The organism is Clostridium liquoris (assembly GCF_002995785.1).
Classification (GTDB): domain Bacteria; phylum Bacillota; class Clostridia; order Clostridiales; family Clostridiaceae; genus Clostridium_AO; species Clostridium_AO liquoris.
On the sequence record NZ_PVXO01000058.1, the window covers coordinates 28,428 to 52,346 of the forward strand.

At 31.4% G+C, this 23,919-nt stretch carries 23 protein-coding genes; 20 read left to right on the top strand and 3 right to left on the bottom strand.

Annotation, left to right across the window (positions count from 1 at the left end):
• Window positions 1–27 precede the first annotated feature (27 nt).
• The 5 genes from CLLI_RS10895 (at window position 28) to CLLI_RS10915 (ending at window position 4,570) form a co-directional block, all read left to right on the top strand.
• On the top strand, window positions 28–1,392 hold the full coding sequence (locus tag CLLI_RS10895) for a Na+/H+ antiporter NhaC family protein (RefSeq protein WP_106064239.1): 1,365 nt from the start codon (window positions 28–30) through the stop codon (window positions 1,390–1,392).
• A 129-nt stretch (window positions 1,393–1,521) separates the two neighbouring features.
• The gene (locus CLLI_RS10900; protein WP_106064240.1) at window positions 1,522–2,106 is read left to right on the top strand and encodes a 2-oxoacid:acceptor oxidoreductase family protein; all 585 of its coding nucleotides are present in this window, start codon (window positions 1,522–1,524) and stop codon (window positions 2,104–2,106) included.
• The gene (locus tag CLLI_RS10905; protein ID WP_106064241.1) at window positions 2,099–2,398 is read left to right on the top strand and encodes a 4Fe-4S binding protein; all 300 of its coding nucleotides are present in this window, start codon (window positions 2,099–2,101) and stop codon (window positions 2,396–2,398) included. Before CLLI_RS10900 ends, CLLI_RS10905 begins: the two co-directional genes overlap by 8 nt.
• A 15-nt stretch (window positions 2,399–2,413) precedes the next feature.
• Complete coding sequence (locus tag CLLI_RS10910; protein ID WP_106064242.1) at window positions 2,414–3,607, top strand: transketolase C-terminal domain-containing protein; 1,194 nt, start codon at window positions 2,414–2,416, stop codon at window positions 3,605–3,607.
• Window positions 3,608–3,619: 12 nt separating this feature from the next.
• Window positions 3,620–4,570 carry a thiamine pyrophosphate-dependent enzyme gene (locus CLLI_RS10915; RefSeq protein ID WP_106064243.1) on the top strand — a complete coding sequence of 317 codons (951 nt, stop codon included), beginning with the start codon at window positions 3,620–3,622 and terminating at the stop codon, window positions 4,568–4,570.
• A gap of 66 nt (window positions 4,571–4,636) precedes the next feature.
• Here CLLI_RS10915 and CLLI_RS10920 read toward each other — a convergent pair whose 3' ends face one another.
• A complete protein-coding gene (locus tag CLLI_RS10920; protein WP_106064244.1) occupies window positions 4,637–5,365 on the bottom strand; it encodes a hypothetical protein in 729 nt (242 codons plus the stop codon).
• Window positions 5,366–5,507: 142 nt separating this feature from the next.
• Here CLLI_RS10920 and CLLI_RS10925 point away from each other — a divergent pair, with 142 nt between their 5' ends.
• From CLLI_RS10925 to CLLI_RS10960, 8 genes are all read left to right on the top strand, one after another.
• Window positions 5,508–5,876 (top strand): VOC family protein, encoded by a 369-nt coding sequence (locus CLLI_RS10925; protein ID WP_106064245.1) that lies wholly within the window; start codon window positions 5,508–5,510, stop codon window positions 5,874–5,876.
• Between the two features lie 16 nt (window positions 5,877–5,892).
• A complete protein-coding gene (locus CLLI_RS10930; RefSeq protein WP_106064246.1) occupies window positions 5,893–6,378 on the top strand; it encodes an HD domain-containing protein in 486 nt (161 codons plus the stop codon).
• 15 nt (window positions 6,379–6,393) lie between these two features.
• Window positions 6,394–7,203: a dihydropteroate synthase gene (gene folP / locus CLLI_RS10935; RefSeq protein ID WP_106064247.1), complete on the top strand. Its 810-nt coding sequence runs from the start codon at window positions 6,394–6,396 to the stop codon at window positions 7,201–7,203.
• A 9-nt stretch (window positions 7,204–7,212) separates the two neighbouring features.
• Window positions 7,213–8,076 carry a 2-amino-4-hydroxy-6-hydroxymethyldihydropteridine diphosphokinase gene (gene folK / locus CLLI_RS10940; RefSeq protein ID WP_106064260.1) on the top strand — a complete coding sequence of 288 codons (864 nt, stop codon included), beginning with the start codon at window positions 7,213–7,215 and terminating at the stop codon, window positions 8,074–8,076.
• Window positions 8,051–8,305 carry a DUF1653 domain-containing protein gene (locus CLLI_RS10945; RefSeq protein ID WP_106064248.1) on the top strand — a complete coding sequence of 85 codons (255 nt, stop codon included), beginning with the start codon at window positions 8,051–8,053 and terminating at the stop codon, window positions 8,303–8,305. Before folK ends, CLLI_RS10945 begins: the two co-directional genes overlap by 26 nt.
• A gap of 274 nt (window positions 8,306–8,579) precedes the next feature.
• Window positions 8,580–9,143: a hypothetical protein gene (locus CLLI_RS10950; protein WP_106064249.1), complete on the top strand. Its 564-nt coding sequence runs from the start codon at window positions 8,580–8,582 to the stop codon at window positions 9,141–9,143.
• Window positions 9,144–9,207: 64 nt separating this feature from the next.
• Window positions 9,208–9,897 carry a response regulator transcription factor gene (locus CLLI_RS10955; RefSeq protein ID WP_106064250.1) on the top strand — a complete coding sequence of 230 codons (690 nt, stop codon included), beginning with the start codon at window positions 9,208–9,210 and terminating at the stop codon, window positions 9,895–9,897.
• A complete protein-coding gene (locus CLLI_RS10960; protein ID WP_242975587.1) occupies window positions 9,875–11,830 on the top strand; it encodes a sensor histidine kinase in 1,956 nt (651 codons plus the stop codon). The genes CLLI_RS10955 and CLLI_RS10960 overlap by 23 nt, the downstream gene beginning before the upstream one ends.
• A gap of 223 nt (window positions 11,831–12,053) precedes the next feature.
• Here CLLI_RS10960 and CLLI_RS10965 read toward each other — a convergent pair whose 3' ends face one another.
• Complete coding sequence (locus CLLI_RS10965) at window positions 12,054–13,613, bottom strand: AbgT family transporter (protein ID WP_106064251.1); 1,560 nt, start codon at window positions 13,611–13,613, stop codon at window positions 12,054–12,056.
• A 382-nt stretch (window positions 13,614–13,995) separates the two neighbouring features.
• Between CLLI_RS10965 and CLLI_RS10970 the strand changes: the two genes are divergently transcribed.
• The 6 genes from CLLI_RS10970 (at window position 13,996) to CLLI_RS10995 (ending at window position 20,951) form a co-directional block, all read left to right on the top strand.
• Window positions 13,996–14,364 (top strand): DUF6483 family protein, encoded by a 369-nt coding sequence (locus tag CLLI_RS10970; protein ID WP_106064252.1) that lies wholly within the window; start codon window positions 13,996–13,998, stop codon window positions 14,362–14,364.
• A gap of 257 nt (window positions 14,365–14,621) precedes the next feature.
• A complete protein-coding gene (locus CLLI_RS10975) occupies window positions 14,622–15,632 on the top strand; it encodes a LacI family DNA-binding transcriptional regulator (protein WP_106064253.1) in 1,011 nt (336 codons plus the stop codon).
• A 69-nt stretch (window positions 15,633–15,701) separates the two neighbouring features.
• A complete protein-coding gene (locus CLLI_RS10980) occupies window positions 15,702–17,039 on the top strand; it encodes an ABC transporter substrate-binding protein (protein ID WP_106064254.1) in 1,338 nt (445 codons plus the stop codon).
• A gap of 95 nt (window positions 17,040–17,134) precedes the next feature.
• Window positions 17,135–18,004 (top strand): carbohydrate ABC transporter permease, encoded by an 870-nt coding sequence (locus CLLI_RS10985; protein ID WP_106064255.1) that lies wholly within the window; start codon window positions 17,135–17,137, stop codon window positions 18,002–18,004.
• Window positions 18,004–18,822 (top strand): carbohydrate ABC transporter permease, encoded by an 819-nt coding sequence (locus CLLI_RS10990; RefSeq protein ID WP_106064256.1) that lies wholly within the window; start codon window positions 18,004–18,006, stop codon window positions 18,820–18,822. Before CLLI_RS10985 ends, CLLI_RS10990 begins: the two co-directional genes overlap by 1 nt.
• 14 nt (window positions 18,823–18,836) lie before the next feature.
• Window positions 18,837–20,951 (top strand): TIM-barrel domain-containing protein, encoded by a 2,115-nt coding sequence (locus tag CLLI_RS10995; RefSeq protein WP_106064257.1) that lies wholly within the window; start codon window positions 18,837–18,839, stop codon window positions 20,949–20,951.
• An 89-nt stretch (window positions 20,952–21,040) separates the two neighbouring features.
• Here the strand turns inward: CLLI_RS10995 and CLLI_RS11000 are convergent, their stop codons facing one another.
• Window positions 21,041–22,564 carry a methyl-accepting chemotaxis protein gene (locus tag CLLI_RS11000; protein ID WP_106064258.1) on the bottom strand — a complete coding sequence of 508 codons (1,524 nt, stop codon included), beginning with the start codon at window positions 22,562–22,564 and terminating at the stop codon, window positions 21,041–21,043.
• Between the two features lie 315 nt (window positions 22,565–22,879).
• On the opposite strand from CLLI_RS11000, the gene CLLI_RS11005 reads away from it, so the two are divergent.
• Window positions 22,880–23,773, top strand: coding sequence for a DMT family transporter (locus CLLI_RS11005; protein WP_106064262.1), 894 nt, complete (start codon window positions 22,880–22,882; stop codon window positions 23,771–23,773).
• Window positions 23,774–23,919: the final 146 nt, after the last annotated feature.

The following is a 23,919-nucleotide window of genomic DNA, read 5'->3' on the forward strand; positions in this document are numbered from 1 at the left end:
ATTTAAATAATAGGGGGGGATAAAATTATGGAGGATAAATCGAAAATTTCAAATGGGAAGGCCTTAATACCTTTTTTGATATTTGTAGCTATCTACCTGGGAAGCGGATTAATATTGCAAGCTCAAGGAGTTGAGATGGCCTTTTATCAACTTCCTGCACCAGTAGCTATATTTTGTGGAATTATTAGTGCGTTTTTTATACTAAAAGGCAGTATAGAAGAAAAATTTAATGCACTAATTGAGGGCTGTGGTAATCAAGATATAATTATAATGTGTACAATTTACTTATTAGCTGGTGCTTTTGCATCTGTAGCAAAGGCCATGGGAGGAGTAGATTCTACAGTAAATCTAGGGCTTACTTATATACCAGCTCAATATATAACTGTAGGATTATTTATAATATCCTGTTTCATATCTATATCCACTGGAACATCTGTTGGAACCATAGTAGCTGTAGGACCTATCGCTGTAGGACTTGCTCAAAAATCAGGCTTATCCATGCCTTTTACTTTAGCAGCAGTAATGGGTGGAGCTATGTTTGGAGATAACTTGTCTGTAATATCTGATACCACAATTGCGGCTACAAGAACTCAGGGCTGCGAAATGAAGGATAAATTCAATGTAAATATATATATGGCAGCACCAGCAGCTATAATAACTATAATTTTATTGTTGATATTTGGTCGCCCTGGAGTAGCTCCAGTTATGCAAACCTATGATTATAGCATAATAAAAGTTATACCATATCTTTTTGTATTAATTTTATCTTTAGCAGGCATGAATGTGTTTGTAGTGCTGACCGTAGGAATAATACTTGCAGGTGTAATAGGGATATCCTATGGAGATTTAACTATATTATCATTCACTCAAGAGATATTTAATGGATTCCTAAGTATGATAGATATTTTCCTTTTATCCATGTTTACCGGTGGACTTGCCAATATGATTACAAAAGCTGGAGGAATACAATTCTTACTAGATAAGATTCAAAAAATGATAAAAGGCAGAAAATCTGCAGAATTTGGCATTGCAGCTCTTGTATCCCTCACAGATGCAGCAGTGGCTAACAATACAGTGGCTATAATTATAAATGGGCCTATTGCCAAGGAAATGTGTAATAAATACAAAGTAGATCCTAGACGAAGTGCCTCAATACTGGATGTTTTCTCATGTATAATGCAAGGAATTATTCCCTATGGCGCACAAATGTTAACTTTATTAAGTTTTACTAAAGGAACTGTTACTCCATTCCAGGTAATACCGCTGCTATGGTATCAGCAACTACTTTTAGTATCAGTTATAGTATCAATATTTATTCCATTTACAGATAGGACTATAAGGAAAAAGCCTTGGAATTGGAGCAAAAAAGAAGATTCTAATGTACAGGTATAAGCAATAGATTAAATAGCGCCACTAATATCACCTATATAAATGGATGAATAAGTGGCGCTAAATTATATGATAGCTAAGAGTAGCTTTATGGTAGGAAGGTAGTAGTTGTGAAAATGAGGAGGGAAATATATGGAGAAGAAATTAATTGAAATTCGTTGGCATGGCAGAGGAGGACAAGGGGCGAAAACAGCTTCATTGCTTTTAGCAGAAGTTGCTTTCAACACTGGAATGTATATTCAAGGTTTTCCAGAATACGGTCCGGAAAGAATGGGAGCTCCTATAACTGCTTACAATAGAATGGCAAATTATCCGCTAAGGGTCCACAGTAACATTTATGAACCTGATTATGTTATGGTTGTCGACGAAACTTTATTAAAAACTGTAGATTGTACAGCTGGATTAAAGAGGGACGGGGCTATAGTTATTAATACTAAAAAAAGCCCAGAAGAAATTAGAAAAGAATTAAGAGGATATGAAGGTAAGTTATATACTATAGATGCTAGAACCATTTCGGAACAGACTTTAGGAGCAAATTTTCCTAACACTCCAATGTTAGCGGCTATAGTAAAAATACTTGGAATAATGGATAAAGAAGAGTTTATAAAGGATATGGAAAAATCATTCAAACATAAATTTGCTACAAAACCAAATGTTATTCCTAAAAACATAGAAGCATTGAAAAGAGGATTGCAGGAGGTGAAAGGACTTGAGTAAGAGAATGAATGTAAACTCAGATACAACATGGCAGGATCTTCCCAGAGGCGGCGCAATTTTAGATGCAGGAAATGCAGCAGATTTTAAAACTGGTGATTGGAGAGCAATGAGACCTATATGGTACAAGGACAAATGTAAGCATTGCTTATTTTGCTGGGCAGTTTGTCCTGATATGTCTATAATGGCAAAGGACGGAAAAGTAATAGAGTTTGACTATGACCACTGTAAGGGCTGTGGAGTTTGTGTGGATCAATGTAAATTTGAAGCACTAGAGCTTATAGCCGAAGAATAGGAGGGAGAAACAGGTATGGTAAAAGCAGAGCAGTTAAGAAGAAGTTTAAGTGGTAATGAGGCAGTTGCCACAGCAATGATGCAAATAAATCCAGATGTGGTAGCGGCATTCCCAATAACTCCATCTACAGAGGTACCACAATATTTTTCATCCTTTGTAGCAAATGGAAAATGCACAACAAAATTTGTGCCAGTAGAATCTGAACACAGTGCTATGAGTGCTTGCATAGGAGCTTCTGCTGCTGGAGGAAGAGTTATGACAGCAACTTCTGCTAATGGATTGGCCCTTATGTGGGAGATGCTTCATATAGCGGCGGGGGATAGGTGCCCTATAGTAGTAGCTTTGGTAAATAGGTCTATGTCACCACCACTTAACATACACAATGATCATTCAGATTCCATGGGGGCAAGGGATACAGGCTGGATACAATTATATTCTGAAAATGTTCAAGAGGCTTATGATAATTTTATTCAAGGAGTGAAAATAGCAGAAAATGAAGAAGTTATGATTCCAACCATGGTTTGTTATGATGGATTTATTACAAGTCATTCTGTAGAAAATGTATTTTTAATGGAAGATGAAGTGGTTAGAGACTTTGTTGGCCCAAATAAAAGAGCCAATAGTGGATTGTTAGGAGATAAAAACATAGCTATGGGACCAATGGTTCTAACTAATTTTAGTATAGAAATGAAAAGACAGCAACTTCAAGGAGTATTGAATGCTAAAGAAGTTACACTTAAAGTTGCTAAGGAATATGAAGAATTAACAGGAAGAAAATATGGATTGTTTGAAGAATATAGGTTAGATGATGCAGACATTGCTATGATAATTATAGGTTCATCAGCAGGAACAGCTAAAAAGGCTGCAGATGATTTAAGGGAAAAAGGAATTAAAGCAGGAGTTCTGAAAATTAGATTATTTAGGCCATTCCCAGGTGAGGAAATAGCTGAGGTATTAAAAAATGTAAAAGCAATAGCTGTAATGGATAAAGCAGAGGGAATGTCAGGAAATGGAGGACCATTATTTACGGATACTTGTGCTTCTTTGTATGGAAAATTAAATGACAAGATATTAATTAGTTATATTTATGGATTAGGTGGAAGAGACGTTAGGGTCGAAGATTTGGAAGAAGTATATGATGTGTTACAGAATGCATTGGATACTACAGGTAATTATAAAAAATATAATTACTTATCTGTAAGAGAATAGGGGGTGGATTACATGGCAACATTAAAAGAATTAACTAACATTCCTGACAGAATAACTAGCGGACATAGGATGTGTGCAGGCTGCGGAGCCCCAATGGTAGTGAAATGGGTTATGAAGGCTATAAAGCCAGAACATAAAGCAGTTGTATGTAATGCTACAGGATGTCTTGAAGTTTCAACAACTTTATATCCTTATTCTGCATGGACAGATTCCTATATTCATACGGCTTTTGAAAATGCAGCTGCCACTTTAAGTGGTGTGGAATCTTCATACAGAGCTATGAAAGAGAGAGGGACGGTTAATGAGAAATATAAATTTGTAGCCTTTGGCGGAGATGGCGGTACTTATGATATAGGGCTGCAATCATTGTCTGGTGCTATGGAAAGAGGACATGATATGCTCTATGTTTGCTATAATAATGGAGCTTATATGAATACAGGAATTCAAAGATCCTCAGCTACACCAGCAGGAGCTGATACTACAACTACACCACAGGGGAAGGAATCCCTTGGTAAACCCCAATTTGGCAAAGACTTGACTTCTATAATGGCAGCACATAATCTTCCCTTTGTGGCCCAAACTGTTCCTGTAATGCCAGGGAATAAATATATGATGGATCTTTATAATAAAGCAAATAGAGCTATAAATGAATTTTATGGAGCAAAGTTTATAAATGTACTGACACCATGTTCAAGAGGTTGGAGATGTGATACCCAATCAGAATTGGATTTAATAAAGTTAGCAGTGGAAACCTGTTATTGGCCGCTTTATGAAGTAGTTAATGGAGAATACAAATTAAATTATAAGCCAAAGCAAAAACTACCAGTAGAGGAGTGGCTAAAACCTCAGGGTAGGTTTAAACACCTATTCAAATCAAAAGAAGGAATAAATACAATTGCTGAAGTTCAAGAAGAGATAGACAGAAGATGGAAAAGGCTTTTGTTTCTCTGTGGAGAAGAATAGAAATATAAAAATAGTAAGAATAGGGGACAGTTAATAATAAAGATGAGTTTTAAGGAGTAATTCTAATTACTCCTTATTTCTATATATTTCTTTAAATCCATCTTTAAACCAAGAAGGTATGCCTTTATATAAAGCTTTAAATTCACTGCCGTTTGGTACACTAAGTTTTTTATATCTAGTTATATTCATAGACAACATACTTATGCTGTACATGCCAATATTATTAATAGATGGATTAAGTTTTACCACATGAGTACCATTGGCACACTCTTCATTAGGTGTAATAGTTAAAAATTTTCTACAGTTAAATGTTCTTACAGGATATATAAGACAAGTCCCTTCTTCACATAAAAAAGCGCATGGAATTTTTTCTTTTAGATAATTTAGAGCATGAGCTGAATTTTCATTTATTTCACTGCTAGTAGGCAGCAATGGTAGTATTTTATCTATTTTATCTTTAAAAACATCTTTTTCTTCTTCAGTAAAATTATTTTCTACATACTCCCTTATTAACTCAGCTTCTACCGCAGTACAGTCCACATAAAGACAGCAGCAATGTGAACAGCCCTTTTTACATGAAGCATACTGTTCAAATTCTTTGTTACCCTCATCATACAGTTCATAGATTTTTTTTAATAAATATTTTCCTTTAGAAACTCCTAAATCGCCTACAGCAATTTCTTTCAGGAGAAGATTTGAAATTTCATCATAAATTTTATTTGTCTTAGTCTCATTGTAGACCATATCTACACCCAAATAGTTTTTACCAAGACTTTTAAATTTCTCTTTACCCAATAACATCACCGCCTGCATTGATTATATTATAAATAAGTTTTGTGGACAAGTTTAATAAAAATTCAATTCAGAAAATTAATATAACAACCTTTTATTATATGTTACAATTAATATAAATAATTTAAGTGGTGAGGTGTTTTAAATGAAGTTTAAATTTGATCACAATAATATTAATGTATTGGATTTGGAGAGAAGTGTTAATTTTTATAAGGAAGCTCTTGGTTTTCAGGAAGTAAAAAGACATCATTCATCAGATGGCAGCTTTATTTTAGCCTTTCTAAAAGGTAGTGAAGCTGAACATATGATTGAGCTTACATGGCTTAGGGATAGAAAAGAACCTTATAATTTAGGAGATAATGAAATCCACATGGCAGTAAAAACTGATGATTTTAATGGTGCCTATAAAAAACATAAGGATATGGGATGCATATGCTATGAAAACAAAGAAATGGGTCTTTATTTTATAGCTGATCCTGATGGATATTGGACTGAAATATTACCTGTAAAGTAAGCAACAAGGAGTAGATATGGACAATAATTTATACAAAGTTAATAAAATACTTAACAGTGAAAAATACAAAGAATATCTTAAGAAGAATAATGAATGTGAAATGGACAGAGAGTTTTGCAAACATGATATAGATCATTTTTTAGATGTGGCTAGAATTGCTTATATAATTTGCTTAGAAAAAGGATTAAATTATTCTAAGGAAGTTATATATGCCATAGCTATTTTACATGACATAGGAAGATGGATGGAATATGAAAAAGGTATTCCTCATGAAGAAGCAAGCGAAATTCTAGCCAAGGAACTATTGAGGGAGGCAGGGTTTTCTGAGTATGAAGAAAATTTGATATTGCAGGCTATACTTTCTCATAGAAAACATGGAGAAGGAGAATTAAATTTTATAATATATAAAAGTGACAAGCTTTCAAGAAAATGTTTTACTTGTGGTGCAGAGCAAAAATGCAATTGGAATAAGGATAAGAAAAACTTTAACATATTATATTAGGCAGGAGGCGGCAAAATGAAAATAGGAAATAAAGAATTTAAGTTTGGTGAAAGAACTTACATAATGGGAATATTAAATGTAACTCCAGATTCCTTTTCAGATGGCGGGAAGTTTAATGATTTAGAAAGAGCAGTGCAGCATGCAAAAGAGATGATAGATGACGGAGCAGATATAATTGATGTTGGAGGGGAATCCACAAGGCCAAATCATACCCCAGTAAGTGAAGAAGAGGAAATAAACAGGGTAATTCCTATAATAAAAGAGCTTAGAAAGCATTTTGATATACCTATTTCTATAGATACATATAAGGGAAAAGTAGCTGAGCTTTCAATAGAGGCTGGAGCAAACCTTATTAATGATGTCTGGGGATTTAAGAAAGATCCATATATTGCTGAGGTAGCTGCAAAGTATGATGTATCTTGTTGTTTAATGCACAATAGAGATAATACTGAATATAAAAATTTTATTGAGGATATGCTTAAAGATTTACAGGAATCTGTAGACATAGCATTAAGGGCAGGGGTTAAAAAAGAAAATATAATTTTGGATCCAGGCATAGGTTTTGCAAAAACTTATGAACAAAATCTTGAAGCTATGAATAACTTAGAAAGATTATCAGAGTTAGGTTATCCAGTTCTTTTAGGAACTTCAAGAAAATCTATGATAGGCAATGCCTTAAATTTACCTTCAAATGAAAGAGTGGAAGGAACTGTGGCAACTACAGTTATAGGAATTATGAAAAATTGTGATTTTGTAAGAGTACATGATGTATTGGAAAATAAAAGAGCAGCAATGATGACTGATGCTATAATAAGAAGAAAATAGGTGATATTTTTGGATAAGATAATAGTAAAAGACTTTGAAATATTTGCAAATCATGGAGTTTTTCAAGAGGAAAAGGTGTTAGGACAAAAATTTATAGTTTCTTTAGAATTGGATATATCCACCAGAGAAGCAGCACTAACTGGAGATTTAACTAGATCTGTAAACTATGGAGAGCTATGTCATAAAATAGAAAATGAAATACAAAAGGAAAGCTATGACTTAATAGAAACTGTGGCAGAAAAAATAGCAGAGTTTATTTTATTGGAATACCCTTTAGTTAAAGGGGTTAAGGTAAATTTAAAAAAGCCTTGGGCACCTATTTTAAGACATTTAGAATATGTAGCTGTAGAGATATATAGAAAAAGAAGTAGAGCATTTATAGCATTAGGTTCTAACATGGGTGATAAGCAGAAAAATCTTTTGGATGCCATAGATAAAATTAAAGCTTCTAAGCATACTAAGGTCGAAAAAGTATCATCTTTCATAACCACGGAACCTTGGGGATATCTTGACCAAGATAAGTTTTTAAATGGAGTTATTGAAGTGGATACTATATTGCCTCCAAAGGAACTTGTAAGATTTTTATTAAATATAGAAAAAGAGTTAAAAAGAGAGAGAATAATAAAATGGGGACCTAGAACTATAGATTTAGATGTTATTCTCTATGATGATTTAATAACAGAAGATGAGGAAATTTTACTTCCACATCCAAGAATGCAGGATAGAATGTTTGTACTAGAACCATTGGCAGAAATAGCTCCTTATTTGATGCATCCAGTATTACATAAAAGAATAATTCAGCTTAAAGAAGAGCTGGAAAATAGAGAAAAAAATATGGAGGGCTATAATGGAAAGAAACCTAGAGGAATATAAAGGGAAAATATTTAGGCATTTCAAGGGAGATCTATATTTATTGCTGGATATTGCCATTCATTCTGAAACAAGAGAAAAATTAGTTATATATAAAGCACTTTATGGTTCCTGTGGTGTTTTTGCAAGACCTTATGATATGTTTAATGAAGAAGTTCCAGCCGAGAAAGAAAATCCAACAGGTCAAAAGTATAGATTTGAATATATAAAAGTAGAAAGTATAAAAAAGTAAAATACGTAAATTAACAACACCGATGGGTTAAATTAAAACCATCGGTGTTATTTTTATTGGTTTGTTGGGGACAGGTATCAACTTTTAAGCTTTTAGGCAAGCAATTTAATAGAAAGATATTAACCGTCCCTATTAATATCTTTATGAAAAATACTTACGTCTTAAGAAATTTGTAAGAATTGTTAGTACATTTGTAAGAAATATAGACAATAATTTTTAAAATCCATGTTATACAATTATACATATGAAATCATTGTAGGGATGGGGATAGCTAATGAAAAAAGTGGGATTAACAATAACAACTATAATGGTAGCTATTTTAGCAATTATGGTAATTAATAAAACTCTAATGTTTAAACATGGGGATTCAGATATATCCAATAGAATATATAGATATATGAAAAGTGGGAGAAATCAAAGGAAAGTATTTAAAGATGCAATTGCTTTAAATGACAACAATTCTTCAAATGCATGTGTTTATTTTGTGGCTGAAGTTTTAAGAAAGAATGATATATCAGTTGCAAAGGAAACAGCCAATACAACTCAACTTATAAATGTTTTAAAAAATAGAGGTTGGAAGAAAGATAATAATTATAAAAATTTAAATCCGGGAGATATAGTTTTTACAACAGATAGCTTAGGAAATAAAAATGGTGTCCCAAGTCATGCTTATGTGTTTATGGGCTGGGTAAATGAAGGCAGCTATGATTATGCTTATATATGTGATAATCAGGCGAGAGATTATAAAAACAAAATTTATCATATTAGGAATATTAAAAATAGGGATACCGTAAATGGAATATCAAAAGATGCTTTTAGTTTCTTCATGAAGTTTTAACATAATTAGGCATTTAGACTAGCTAATTAGAAGATGGTATAATGTTTAAAAGGGAGTGAGGGAAGTGCAAGAATATAATGTTTTAGTAGTTGATGATGACAATGAAATAAGAGAATCAATTGAAATATATTTAAAAAATGAAGGAATTAGAGTAATTGGAGCCTGTGATGGGGTAGAGGCTTTAGCAGCACTAGAAAAGCAAGAAATTCATCTTATTATAATGGATATTATGATGCCAAAAATGGATGGTATAAAGGCAACCTTTAAGATTAGAGAAAGCAAAAATATTCCTATTATAATGCTTTCAGCCAAATCAGAAGATACAGATAAAATACTTGGGCTTAACATAGGTGCTGATGATTATGTAACCAAACCTTTTAATCCATTAGAGCTTGTAGCAAGAGTGAAATCCCAATTAAGAAGATATACAAACTTTGGGCACTTTAAGGAAGAAGATGAAATACAAATAAGAGGCATCAGCTTGAATAAAGGTACAAAAACAATAAATGTAAATGGAGAAGAAGTAAGTTTAACTCCTACTGAATATAAGATATTGGAGCTGCTTATGGAGAATAAAGGAAGGGTTTTTTCCATAGCAGAAATTTACACAAAAGTGTGGAATGAGCCTTTTTATAATGGCGAAAATACAGTAGCTGTACATATAAGAAGATTAAGAGAGAAGATTGAAATTAATCCTAAAGAACCTGAATATCTGAAGGTGGTGTGGGGGATTGGCTACAAAATCGAAAAATAGATATGTATATAAATTACTTTTTATAATATGCATATATATGTTTGGAATAGCAATGCTTTCAGGGTTTGATATTATTAAAAATAAGGGGTTTATTCAAAAGGACCCTTATTTTAAAAGTCATTCTTTCAAAGGAGACTTATTAGAGTATTTTGAGAATGTTCAAATTTTAACTACTGAAATTAAAGAAGATTTACAAAAGGTAGAAGACAAGAATGATACTTCAAAAATTAACTCATACTATGATAAGGTTAAGGCTCAAGTGGATTCAAAACAATCATTAAGGTATTATATTAAAAATAAAAACAGTGGTGAAATATATACTAATATTAAAAATTTAAATAATGTAGATGACTATATAAATAATAATGCTATGTATGTTGAAAAGTTTCCAAAGGTTTCTGATAATATGGGTGAACTGCAGAGTATTAACAATTGGTTTCAAAGAAATAATTTTGAAGGCAGTTTCATATTTATTAAAACTACAGAAGTATATAGTCAAATGCAGAAAAATTACATATATTACAATTCTATAAGAGAAAGAGTTATTAAAGAAGTAATTTTAGGAAGTATATCATTGGTCATAGCAATATGCTTATTTGTGTTTTTATGGTTAAGTTTAAGGAATGAAAGTAACTATGTAAATATAGAAGGTAGATATGAAAAAATACCATTGGATTTAAGAGCATTTATGTTTCTAATATGTAGCTTTATTATGTTAATTTATTTAAAAAATGTGAGCTTTTTTTATAAACCTATTGATATTAGACAATTCATAATACTTACCATGGTGACTATATATTGCCTATACCTTATGGTCAATATCCATTCTGCCTTCAGGTTATTAACTCATAAAGAAGAGTTATCAGAACAATTAGGGAGAAGCATAGCTGGTCAAATTATTTTATTAACTCATGAGGGATTTGCTGTTAAAGTAGCTTTGCTTAAGGAAATTTCACTATTTGTGGCTACTGCTCTATTTGGGATGTTCTTTATACTTGGAATAATTGGAGTGGTTACTAATAACAAGCTGGCTTTATTTTTTTCATTTGTCTATGGGGTGATTTATTTTATGATTGTTCCTCTACATACATTAAAAAAAGTATCAGCCTTAAATAAAATAATAGAGGGAACAGATGCTATAGTTTCAGGTGATTTAGATTATGTTATAGAGGAGACTGGAGACAGCAATTTTATAAAGATATCTCAAAATATCAATAATATGAAGGAAAGCTTTAAAAAATCTGTTGAAAGTCAAATAAAGAGTGAAAGATTCAAAACTGAACTTATAACTAATGTATCACATGATCTCAAAACACCTCTAACCTCCATAATAAATTATGTAAGTTTGTTAAAAAAAGATGATATATCTCAGGAAGATAGAAAAAAGTATATAGATGTTTTAGAGCAAAAATCTCAAAGACTTAAAGTGCTTATAGAGGATCTTTTTGAAGCTTCTAAAGTTTCAAGCGGTGCTGTTGAACTTAATATTGAAAAAGTTGATATTGCATCATTATTAAGGCAGGCTTTGGGAGAATTCGATAACAAGATAACTAGTTCTTCTTTAATTTTTAAAACTAATATTCCTGTAGAAGAAGTGCATTTAAATCTGGACGGCAAAAGAACTTGGAGAGTATTTGAAAACTTAATAGGCAATGCACTGAAATATTCTCAACCTAATTCAAGGGTATATATTGATCTCATTGAACAAGATGAAAAAGTAATAATAACTATAAAAAATATGTCTTCCTATGAAATGAATTTTGATGTTAGCGAGATTTTTGAAAGATTTAAAAGAGGGGATAAAGCTAGAAGCACTGAAGGATCTGGTTTAGGGTTATCCATTGCAAAAAGTATAGTGGAATTACAAGGCGGTAAGATGAGAATTGATATTGACGGTGATTTATTTAAAGTTACAGTAGAGTTTAAGAAATAATAGTACATATTTAGGAGAGATTATGTGGAATAAAACTTGATAGTATTCTTATTTATATTTTTGATAAACAATCAGATAAGATTTTTTTCGTTAGATAAAAGTCTTCATAAAAATATCTCCAACCACACACTTATGGCTGGAGATATAAAAATTTTTCATTTTTTCATCTGTCTATTTGATAGGGGGCAGCTCAGTTCATTGAGACAGCCACCTTATATTTATGCTACATAAAAATTCCTGCTCCAGGTCCTAATGGTAATCCTAGACAAAACCATAATATTAATAAACAACTCCATCCTATTAAAAATAGAACTGAATATGGTAACATTGTGGATATTAACGTACCTATACCGGCATCTTCATCATATTTCTCAGCAAAAGAAACTATCAATGCAAAATATGACATAAGAGGAGTTATAATATTAGTACATGAATCTCCTACTCTAAAAGCTGCTTGAGTAAATTCAGGTGAAAACCCTATAGCCATAAACATTGGAACAAATACTGGTGCCATTATTGCCCATTTTGCTGAAGCTGAACCCATAAATAAATTAATAAATGCAGAAACTAAAATAAATAATATTATAAGTGGTATACCAGTTAAGCCTGTAGATTTCAAGAAATCTGCTCCTTTTACTGCTAATATAGTACCTAAATTTGTATGACCAAAATATGCTACGAATTGAGATGCAAAGAATACTAAAACAAGATATCCTCCCATTTTACTCATGGACTTACTTAGTGAATTAGCAACATCCTTATTATTTTTAATGCCGCCAGATGCAATTCCGTAAAAAACTCCTGGTATAAAAAAGAATAATGATATAATTGGAACAATTCCATCCATAAATGGAGTATGCCCTATAATTTTATGATTAGCATCTCTAAGTATACCATTATATGGTACAACTAATGCTAATATAAAAATTAAAAATATTAAAAAACCTATACCAGAATATTTTAACCCTTTCTTTTCTTCATCAGTTAATTGAGTCATATCTTCAGATGATGCATTTTTATAAGCTCCAAGCCTAGGCTCTACTATTTTATCTGTTACAAATGTTCCTATAGCTGTTATTAAAAAAGTTGAAACAAACATAAAATACCAATTTGCTGTAGGCTCTACCTTATAACTTGCATCTATAAGTTTAGCGGCTTCAGTAGTAATACCTCCAAGTAGTGGATCTGTGGTTCCTATAAGTAAATTTGCACTAAATCCACCAGATACGCCTGCAAATGCTGCAGCCATACCTGCAATTGGATGCCTTCCAAAACCCAAAAACACCAAGGCACCAAGCGGAATTAAAACTATATATCCTGCATCTGATGCTATATTAGACATAACACCAAGCAATACAACTATTGCCGTTATTAGTTGTTTAGGTGTACTCATTACTGTTTTTCTAAGTAAGGCTTGTATAAGTCCAGTTTCTTCTGCCATGCCTACTCCAAGCATAGCAACTAACACTGTTCCTAATGGTGCAAAAGAGGTAAAGTTTTTAACTGCGTTGGTAAAGATATATCTTATACCATCTGCTGTAAGCAAACTTACTGCTTTAACATCTGTTAATTTTGTTTCTAGATTAACCTTATCCACCATAGTGAACTGAACATGTACCCCTGTTCTTGCACAAATATCAGATATAAATATTATTATAATACTTAATATAACAAAAATTGCGGCTGGATGAGGCATTCTATTACCAACCCTTTCTACCCAATCCAAAAAGCCACCTAACCCTTTTTTATTTTCTTTTTTTGTTTTAATACTAGATTCAACCATACTTTTGCTCCCCTCATCATAAATTTAATAACACACTATTGTTACATTTTTTTATTCATTTTATATTAGTGTGCCATTTATGTAATATATTAACAATTATGAAAATATTTTAACATATAAATAAAATTATTTCAATATGGTAAATTTTAGAATATTTAAAATCATTTATTATTATATTTAATCAAAATGCTTATGCAAAATATTTCAAAGAGTAAAATGTAAGTGTGCTTGCGATTGAATTACTATAAAAGTTACTTAAGTCACTTTTATAGTTACTCCTAGGACTTGAAATGTCCCCTTGATTTTTTTAAAATATAATTAAAAGGGTTAAGGGGGTTAATTTTTATGATGTTGAAAAATTAATGAAGGGACTTGGGGACAAATGTTTGAAAAGGATTATATTATTAGACTTATAAAAGGCGGAGCAAAAATGGCAGTGGCTCTTTTTGCAGGAAAAGATACTGTGGAAAGTGATATTGATATAGATAATTATGATACCAAACTTTCAGAAGACCAATTGTTAGAGTTTATGATAAGAAAATATATAAGTGAAGGTAAAATTAACGAAGCAGAAAATATTTTATTTGAAGTTATAGGATTTCAGAAAACCAAAAAAAATTTAGAAACTGCATTATCCTTTTATGAAGAACTTAATAAGTGGGATGAGGCTAAACTTATTAAATGTAATTTTTCAAAATCTGAAATTGAACAAGGATTAAAGGATGTAAAGAAGTTATATAAAAAAGATTAGTTATTTCGATTTAAAAATAGGGGGCATTTATCAACTTTTAATCTTTTATACAAGCATTTTAGTGAAAAGTTGATAACTGTCCCTCAATAATTTCTTAACTGTCCCGAAAATGGTACCCTATAAAATAGAAAAAGTTTTAAAATGTATTGAAAATATTTAACAAAAGAGTTAATATAAATTATATGAGGTATATATTACAAAACATTTTATTTTATAAAAAGAATTGGAAACGGTACCGAGAAAATGGAGGAGTTTTTATGGATATAAAGGATATAGCAAAGTTATCACAAGTAAGTGTCAGTACGGTATCTAGAGTTATAAATAATCATCCTGATGTAAAGTATGAAACTAGGGAAAGAATATTAGAAGTTATTAAACAGACTAATTATATACCTAATAATAGTGCTAGAATTCTTAAGAAAAATAATGATAAGAGTATAGGCATATTGGTAAAAGGAGTGTATAATCCGTTCTTTTCAGAGATGGTTAAAATTATGAGCGACAAAATAAAACAAGCTAATTATACTATGATACTCCAATATTATGATCAAAAAAGTAAAGAAGATGTAAACGCTTTGATAACCTTTATAAAAGAAAAAAAGTTACAGGGAGTTATATGTTTGGGAGGAGACTTTACTGATATAAGTGATGACAATTTTAAGGGATTAGATGTATCTGTTGTGCTTACTTCAGTAACTAATATTTCAAAGACAGCTTTTAATAAATTTTCATCTATAGGAATTGAAGATGAAAAGTCAGCTTATAAAGCTACTGAGTACCTTATTAAAAATGGACATAGAACAATTCTACTTATAATAGGAAGTTATGAGGATATAGGAGCTGGCAAGCTCAGAGTAGATGGCTACAGACAAGCTTTAAATAATTATGGGTTGTGTTATGATGAAGAACTTGTAGCAATAGGAGATTACAGTTTTGATAAGGCATATAATGCTACTATAGATATATTAAAAAATAGAAAAGACATAACAGCTATATTTGCGATTTCAGACATAATGGCCATAGGTGCTGCCAAGGCGGTTATAAATAGTGGATATAGAATAGGTGATGATATTTCTATTATGGGTTTTGATGGTATGGAAATGGGCAAATATTATAATCCATCTATCACTACTATATATCAACCCAAAACTAAAATGGCAAATATGAGTGTTGAGTTGTTACTATCATTAATGAATAAAAAAGGAAAGAACAAACATATAACATTGGATACTAAATTGGTTGAGGGGGAATCCTGCAAACCGATTTAATATATATTTAAGTATTTTGGAAACGGTTCCAAATATCTAAATTAAAATAAATTGAAAGGTGTGATTTTTATGAAACGAAGAAAACTTTTGGCATTAACATTAGCAATGACAAGTATGCTTACATTTACAATGACAGGATGTGGAAAGTCTAGTGAGGTTTCAAGCAATGATAAGAGCGAAAAAAATGGGAAGACAGAAGTAAACATATTTCAATTTAAGGTTGAGGTAGCAAAAGAACTTGAAAATGCTGCTAATGAATACATGAAGGAAAAGCCAGATGTAAAAATAAACATAGAAACTGTTGGTGGAGGAGAAGACTACGGTGCAGCACTAAAGGCTAAGTTCAAATCAGGAAAAGAACCAACCATATTCAACGTTGGGGGACCACAGGATGTAGAGGATTGGAAGGGCAAGTTGGAAGATTTAACAAATGAACCTTGGGTAGGTAAAGTATTACCAGGAATGCTTGATGGTGTTACTATGGATGGAAAAGTATATGGTCTCCCATTTAGTGTTGAAGGATATGGATTAATATATAATAAGAGAATTTTCCAGGCTGCTGGTATTGATGGATCAAAAATAGATAGTTATGCAAAATTAGAGGAAGCTGTTAAGACCATAGATTCAAAAATAAAATCAGGTGCATTAAAGAAAGACTTCCCTAAATTAGAAGCTGTATTTGAATTCCCAGCAAAAGAAAAATGGGTTACAGGACTTCATACTTCTAATGCAGCATTAGGACAAGAATTCAAAAGCTCAATAGATTCATATAAATCAAAAACTGTAGATTTTAAATATAGTGAAGGATATAAAAAGCTTATAGATCTTCAAGCTAATTATTCACCTAATGGAAAGTCAAAAGAAAAATTAAATGCTGTTGACTATTCTACACAGGTAGACCAAGGAATAGCTATTGAAAGAGTTGCTATTGTTCAACAGGGTAACTGGATTTATGGTGGAGTTAAAGCTATAGATGAAAAAGTTGCAAATAACTTAGATATATTACCAATGTCAATACAAGGCGGAAAAGAAGATTGCATACCAGTTGGAATACCAATGCATTGGGCTATAAATAAAAATCAGAGCGACAAATCAAAAGCTGCAGCAAAAGATTTCTTGAATTGGCTATATACATCAGACAAAGGAAAAGATTTTGTAGTTAATAAATTCTTTTTTATACCAGCATTAAAAGGATATGAAAACTATAAGCCTCAAGATTCATTAGGAAAAGCAATACAGAGATATATAGAAGCAGGAAAAACAACTCCATGGGTATTTATGGGTTATCCAACAGCATGGGGCGAAAATGTTTTAGGTGCAAATATTCAAAAATATTTATCAGGCAAAATGACTTGGGATGAATTAGTAAAAGACTCAAAGGCACAGTGGGAAAGTAAAAGAAAGTAGTGTTTGAAGGTGGAGGTGGGAAGCCTTCACCTTTGTTTCTCTATTATCGATTGTCAACTAAAAAAGTGCAGGCACTTTTTTAAGGGGGTGTAAAAATGAATAAGGATTCTAGAAAATGGTTTATTATATTTGTAGCACCTGCATTATTTGCTTTTATAGTGGTAGTTTTGATACCTGTTATTATGGGAATAATATACTCTTTTACTTCATGGAATGGAATAGAGGACAAAGCAAATTGGATAGGACTTTCAAATTATATAGAAATAATAAAGGACGATAAAACCTTCTTCTCATCATTTTTATTTACCGCTAAATTTGCCATTGTATCAGTTATAACAATAAATGTTATGGGATTTGTATTAGCCTTGCTAGTAACAAGAGGATTGAAAATTTCAAATGGTTTAAGAGGAATATTCTTTTTACCAAACCTTATAGGAGGACTAATTTTAGGATTTATATGGCAATTTATATTCACTAAAGGTTTTGATTTTATAGGAGCTGCTTTGGGAATAGATTTTTTGAGAGGATGGTTAGCAGATCCTACAACTGGTTTTTGGGGACTTGTTATTCTCATGTCTTGGCAAATGTCAGGATATATGATGGTAATATATATATCTGGATTGCAAAATATACCTGACGATATAATAGAAGCTGCTAAAATAGACGGAGCAAGTGATGGACAAATATTAAGACGTATAATAATTCCTTTAGTGTCTCCAGCATTTACAATAGGAATATTTCTAACTTTATCTAATTCATTTAAACTATACGACCAAAACCTGTCACTTACAGCAGGAGGGCCTTATAATTCTACTGAAATGATAGCTATGAATATATATAATTCTGCCTTTAAATATAATGAATTTGGAATAGCTCAAGCAAAGGCCGTAATATTTTTAATTATAATAGCAGCTATTACCTTAACCCAGATGTATTACAGTAAGAAAAGGGAGGTAGAAATGTAATGAAAAAGAAAAACAAAATTTGTACAGCTATAGTATCTATAATATTAGCCATATTATTTATATCTCCTTTCTACTTAGTGCTTGTAAACTCATTCAAAACTCAAAAGGGCATATTTTCAGATGTAATAGGATTACCTGGGGAAAGTTTTACTTTAAATAATTATGTAGAAGCTTTTAAACACTTAGATTTTATAAAATCATTTACTAACTCTCTTTTAATAACAGTATTTTCAGTAGTCATTATAATAATATTTACATCCATGGCAGCTTGGATGCTAGTAAGGACAAAGAGCAAAGTAAGTACTTTTATATTTTTGATGTTTTCAGCATCTATGCTTATACCATTTCAAGCGGTTATGCTTCCTTTAGTTGCAATGGCAGGAAAGATACATCTTTTAAATCCTGTTGGATTGGTGTTTATGTATTTGGGATTTGGAACATCATTATCTGTAATTTTATATCATGGATTTATCAAAAGTATACCAAAGGAAATTGAAGAAGCAGCAGCAATAGATGGTTGTAATAAATTTCAAACCTTTTGGATTATAGTATTTCCGCTTTTAAAGCCAACAACAGTAACAGTATCTATATTAAATTCTATGTGGATTTGGAATGATTTTTTATTGCCACAATTAGTAATTAATAGACCTGAGTGGCAGACGATACCATTGAAGATGTTTTATTTCTTTGGAGAATATTCAAAGAGATGGAATTTAGCTTTAGCAGGATTAGTTATAGCTATGATACCTATTGTAGTATTCTATTTGGCTATGCAAAAATATATAATAAAAGGTATTGTACAAGGGTCAGTTAAGTAGGGGGACAGAGATTTATGGATATAAAAAAATTTTGCTTTGGCTCAGTTATGAATACTGAGGCTGTAGTATTAGATATAAAAGAAAGTAATAAAAATGATATGCCCTATTTAAAAATAGGGTTTCAAAATGAACTCACTTATGAACTTAAGAAAAAGGATATTATATATGGACTAGGTGAAAATGTTAGAGGAATAAATAAAAAAGGATGGATATATGAAAGTTTTTGTAGCGATGAATTTGAACATACTGAGGACAGAAAATCCATTTATGCAGCACACAACTTTTTAATCCTACAGGGTAGTGAAATCTTTGGAGTATTTATTGATTGCCCGGGAAAAGTAATTTTTGATTTAGGATATACAAAGGGGGACTTAATGTGCATAAAAGTTCCAGAAAACAATTTTGATTTGTATATTATTCAAGGAAATAGTTTAAAGGAAATAGCTAAAAATTTTAGGGAATTGGTAGGTAAAAGCTATATTGCACCTAAATGGGCATTTGGATATCAGCAGAGCAGATGGGGATATAAGAATAAGGAAGATATTTTAAATGTAGTGGAAGGCTTTAAAAAGAATGATATACCAATAGATGGGGTTTGCTTAGATATTGATTATATGGAGAGATTTAAGGATTTTACCATAGATAAAGAAAAGTTTGGTGACTTTGAAAACTTTGTAAAAAACTTAAAATCACAGGGAATAAGATTAATCCCAATAATCGATGCTGGGGTAAAGATCGAAAAAGGATATGATGTTTATGATGAAGGCGTAGAGAATGGATATTTTTGTGTAGATAAAAATAATAAACCCTTTGTAGCAGCTGTATGGCCTGGAAAAGTACATTTCCCAGATTTTTTAAATGAGGATGTAAGAGCTTGGTTTGGAGAAAAATATAAATACTTAATAGACAAAGGGATAGAGGGATTTTGGAACGATATGAATGAGCCTGCTATTTTTTATACAGAAAAATCCCTAAAACAGGTTGTGGATAAAGCTTATGAATCAAAAGATAAGAATTTAGATGTGCATAGTTTTTTTGAATTAAATGATAGTTTTTTAAGCATTAGCAATAGAATGGAAGATTACAAAAGTTTTTATCATAGGGTACATGGAAAGATTATAAGACATGATAAAGTGCATAATCTATATGGGTATAATATGACAAGAGCTGCTGCAGAAGCTTTCGAAAAAATAGCTCCAAATAAACGATTTTTAATATTCTCCAGGTCTTCAGCTATAGGCATGCATAGATATGGTGGAATATGGACAGGAGATAATAAAGCTTGGTGGAGCAGTTTAGAGCTGAATATAAAAATGATGCCTAATTTAAATATATGTGGTTTTATTTATTCGGGAGCGGATACAGGGGGCTTTGCCTGCGATTGTACAGAGGATTTATTGATTAGATGGAACGAATTTAGTATGTTTACTCCACTTTATAGGAACCATTCTGCAAATGACACTAGAAATCAAGAACCTTATAGTTTTAGTCCAAGTACCACAAGTGCTTTAAGAACTATTATAGAAAATAGATATGCTTATATACCTTATATATACAGTGAATACATGAAGGCATGCATGGAAAATGAGTGCTATTTTAAACCCATGACTTTTGAATATGAAGACGATAATTTAATAGAGGATCAGCTTTTAGTGGGAGATTCTTTAATGATTGCACCAGTATATAAGCAAAATGCTTTTGGAAGATATGTTTACTTACCAGAAGAAATGGTGTTTTGGAATATGGTATCTTATCAAAATAGAAGCTTTCAAGTTTTACCTAAGGGACATCATTATATTGAGGTTGAATTAGAAGCTACTCCTATTTTTATAAGAAAAGATAAAATACTGGTTTTAGGAAAACATAGCAGTTGTGTAGATTATCTTGATAATAAAGAATTAGATTTAATAGCTTTTGTAGATGAAAGGGCATGCTATAACTATTATGATGATGATGGAATTACAAAAGAATATAATAACCAAGACTTTCAATTTAAGATTTCTATTGAAAAGAAAGATAATGATTATGAAATAGATTTATATGCTATAGAAAATTGCATTGTTAAGAAGTTAAACTTAACTATAATAGATACTCAAGGTAAGGAATTTAAAAAAGAATTATTTATTTAAAGTTAGTAAAGTTAGGGGACAGTTATCAACTTTTAAGCCTTTACACAAGTATTATAGTGAAAAGTTGTTAACTGTCCCTATGCAGAAATTTAACATGAACCACAGTCAGTGCAGCTTTCACGGCTATGTTCTGTATGCTCTGTGGCATTAAATATTTTTCCACCTGCTGAATCAATATTTTTAACATCTTCTATAATGCTATTTAATAATTTGAATATTTTAGAAGATATTTGTTCAGCTTGTCTATAAAAGTTATTTGCAGCTTCAGAATCATTCTTTTCAATAGAATCTAGTGCTTTTTTACCAAGTTTATGAAAGTCTAAATGGATACTTCCCAGCTCTTTCCAACTTGGAAGTATTTTTGGATGTTCAACATTAATTGAATAATAAAAATGTCCAAAGGCACACTTAGTCCCATCTAATTGAAGGGGATATACTTTCATTTCATCTATAGATCTTTTTAAATTAGCTAACCAATCTTTATGGGATTTTATTGCTTTTTCTAAATAAGTAATAAACTCTTTATTGGTTAATGAATGAGAGCTATTCTTTAAATGAGACATCATACTTTTAACTATTTCTGATAGATTAGCATCAATTTTAGAAATTTTTGATGCTTCTTCTGAACTTTCTACAGCACTATTATATATTTCTTCTGTCATGTTATTGAGTTTTTCAGCATCTGCAGTGGAGAGCTCCATTGCTTTATTAATTTCATTTGTGGAAACGCTAATACCACTAATGGAATTATTTAAAACTTTTATATCCTCTACGGTATGTCCTAAAAGATTAACATTTTCTTGTATAGTAGTTTTAACTGTATCTATTTTTTCACTCATTTTATTTGTTTCAGATATTGTTTTGTCCATACTATTTTTACCGTCATTGGTGGCTTTATGTATATCTGACATTACTGATTTCATACCATCAAGGTTTACCTTTGTATCATCTGCAAGTTTTCTAATCTCTTCGGCAACCACTGCAAACCCCTTACCATGTTCTCCTGCTCTAGCAGCTTCTATGGAAGCATTAAGTGCCAAGAGATTTGTTTTTTCAGCTATTGAATTTACAACGCCTACAATGTCGCTAACCTTATTAGACATTTCAACCAAATTATCCATATTACTACTCATTACATTTGCATTATTTACAACATTTCCTTTAATTGTACCAAGTTCCTCTATTTGATTTAGTCCTTCAGCATTACTTTGCATAAGATCTGTTGATGAACTTGAAATAGTGTTAAGGGTATTTGTTGCCTTAGTAATAGTTTCATTAACCCCATTCATACTGGCAGTGGTTTGTTCAACAATAGCCAAATTAGATTGACTAACATCAGACATTCCTTTAGAAAAATTGGTTAGTACATTAGATATATGGCTCATTTCAGAATCAAAATTACTTATGTTAGAACCTATTTCAATAATTTTTTTTGCTGATTCAGCCAGACTAGCCTCGTTATCAAAAAGTTTGTCAAAATAATCAGATATTTTTATATGAATACCATACTTAATATCGGGTTTTTTAATAATTTGCCCCTTCATACGTTTGTCAACATAATCTATGATTTGTTCAGCTTCATAACAGGGCGCTTTTTTTGATCTAGTTAGCATTAATTGGTTCCTCCTTAGAAGGTATTTTCTTTAGAATAATATTTACTAGTAAATCATACCATATGTCTTTAAGTAGTTCCAGTTATAAATTTCACAAGTTTCATGATTATGTAAAAAGGGGTAGGGACAGTTATTAACTTTCAATTAACTTTCAGATTTTTAGACAAGCATTTTAGCAAAAAATTAATAACTGTCCCTTAGTTTCTTTAATTACTGCCGTATTATTTACATCTATCATTAATTGATAGTATACTTATTACTTGGAGAGTACTAGTAGTATTTGAATAGATTATGGAGAAAGCGAGTGAAAACACAGTGAAGTTTGAACCAAGGGTAAAAGGAATAGTACTTGCAATAACAGGAGCCATGCTATGGGGAGTATCAGGTACTGTTGCTCAATATTTATTTCAGGAAAAAGGATTTAGCGCGGAATGGCTTGTTGTTATTCGCCTTTTAGTATCAGGAATTATTTTGTTAGTATATTCTCTTATTAAAGGTGATAAAAATATATGGAAGGTATGGAAAACTAAACATGATCGCTTCAGTCTTGTATTCTATGGAATTGTAGGAATGATAGGTGTGCAGTATGCATATTTTGCTGCTATCAAATATGGAAATGCGGCAACAGCAACTATACTTCAATATTTATCACCAGTAATAATCACCTGCTATTTAGCTATTCGTACTAGAAAGATGCCAAATTTTCGAGAGATTACGGCTATTGCCTTAGCTATGTTAGGTACATTTTTTATAATTACCAAAGGAGATATTAATAGCATATCCATTTCTAAATTAACATTATTTTGGGGCATTATTTCTGCTTTTGCAGCAGCTTTTTATACATTGTATCCACGATATTTACTTGCTAGATGGGGATCAATACTGACAGCTGGATGGGGGATGCTTATTGGCGGAATAGCTTTCAGTTTTATACATCAGCCTTGGGATTTTACAGGTGAGTGGAGTATTGGCTCCATAGCTGCTGTTATATTTGTAGTATTATTTGGAACCATAATTGCCTTTTGCTGTTATCTTCAAAGTTTAAAATATATAAAACCAACGGAAGCGAGTGTGTTAGATTCTATGGAACCTTTATCTGCAGCTTTTCTATCAATAGTATGGCTAAAAGTTCCACTGAGTATAGCAGAATGGTTTGGAACTATATGCATTATATCTACGGTTATAATTTTGTCTCGAGCAAAAGAATAGGAATTGATAACCGTCCCCTACTTAGAGTATAATTTTAGTAGGCAAAAGTAGTAATAATTACTGCTTAAAAAATTAAAAGGAGATACAAAAAGTATCTCCCACATACATAAAAAATCCATTATAATGTAAGTTGATATTACTATACA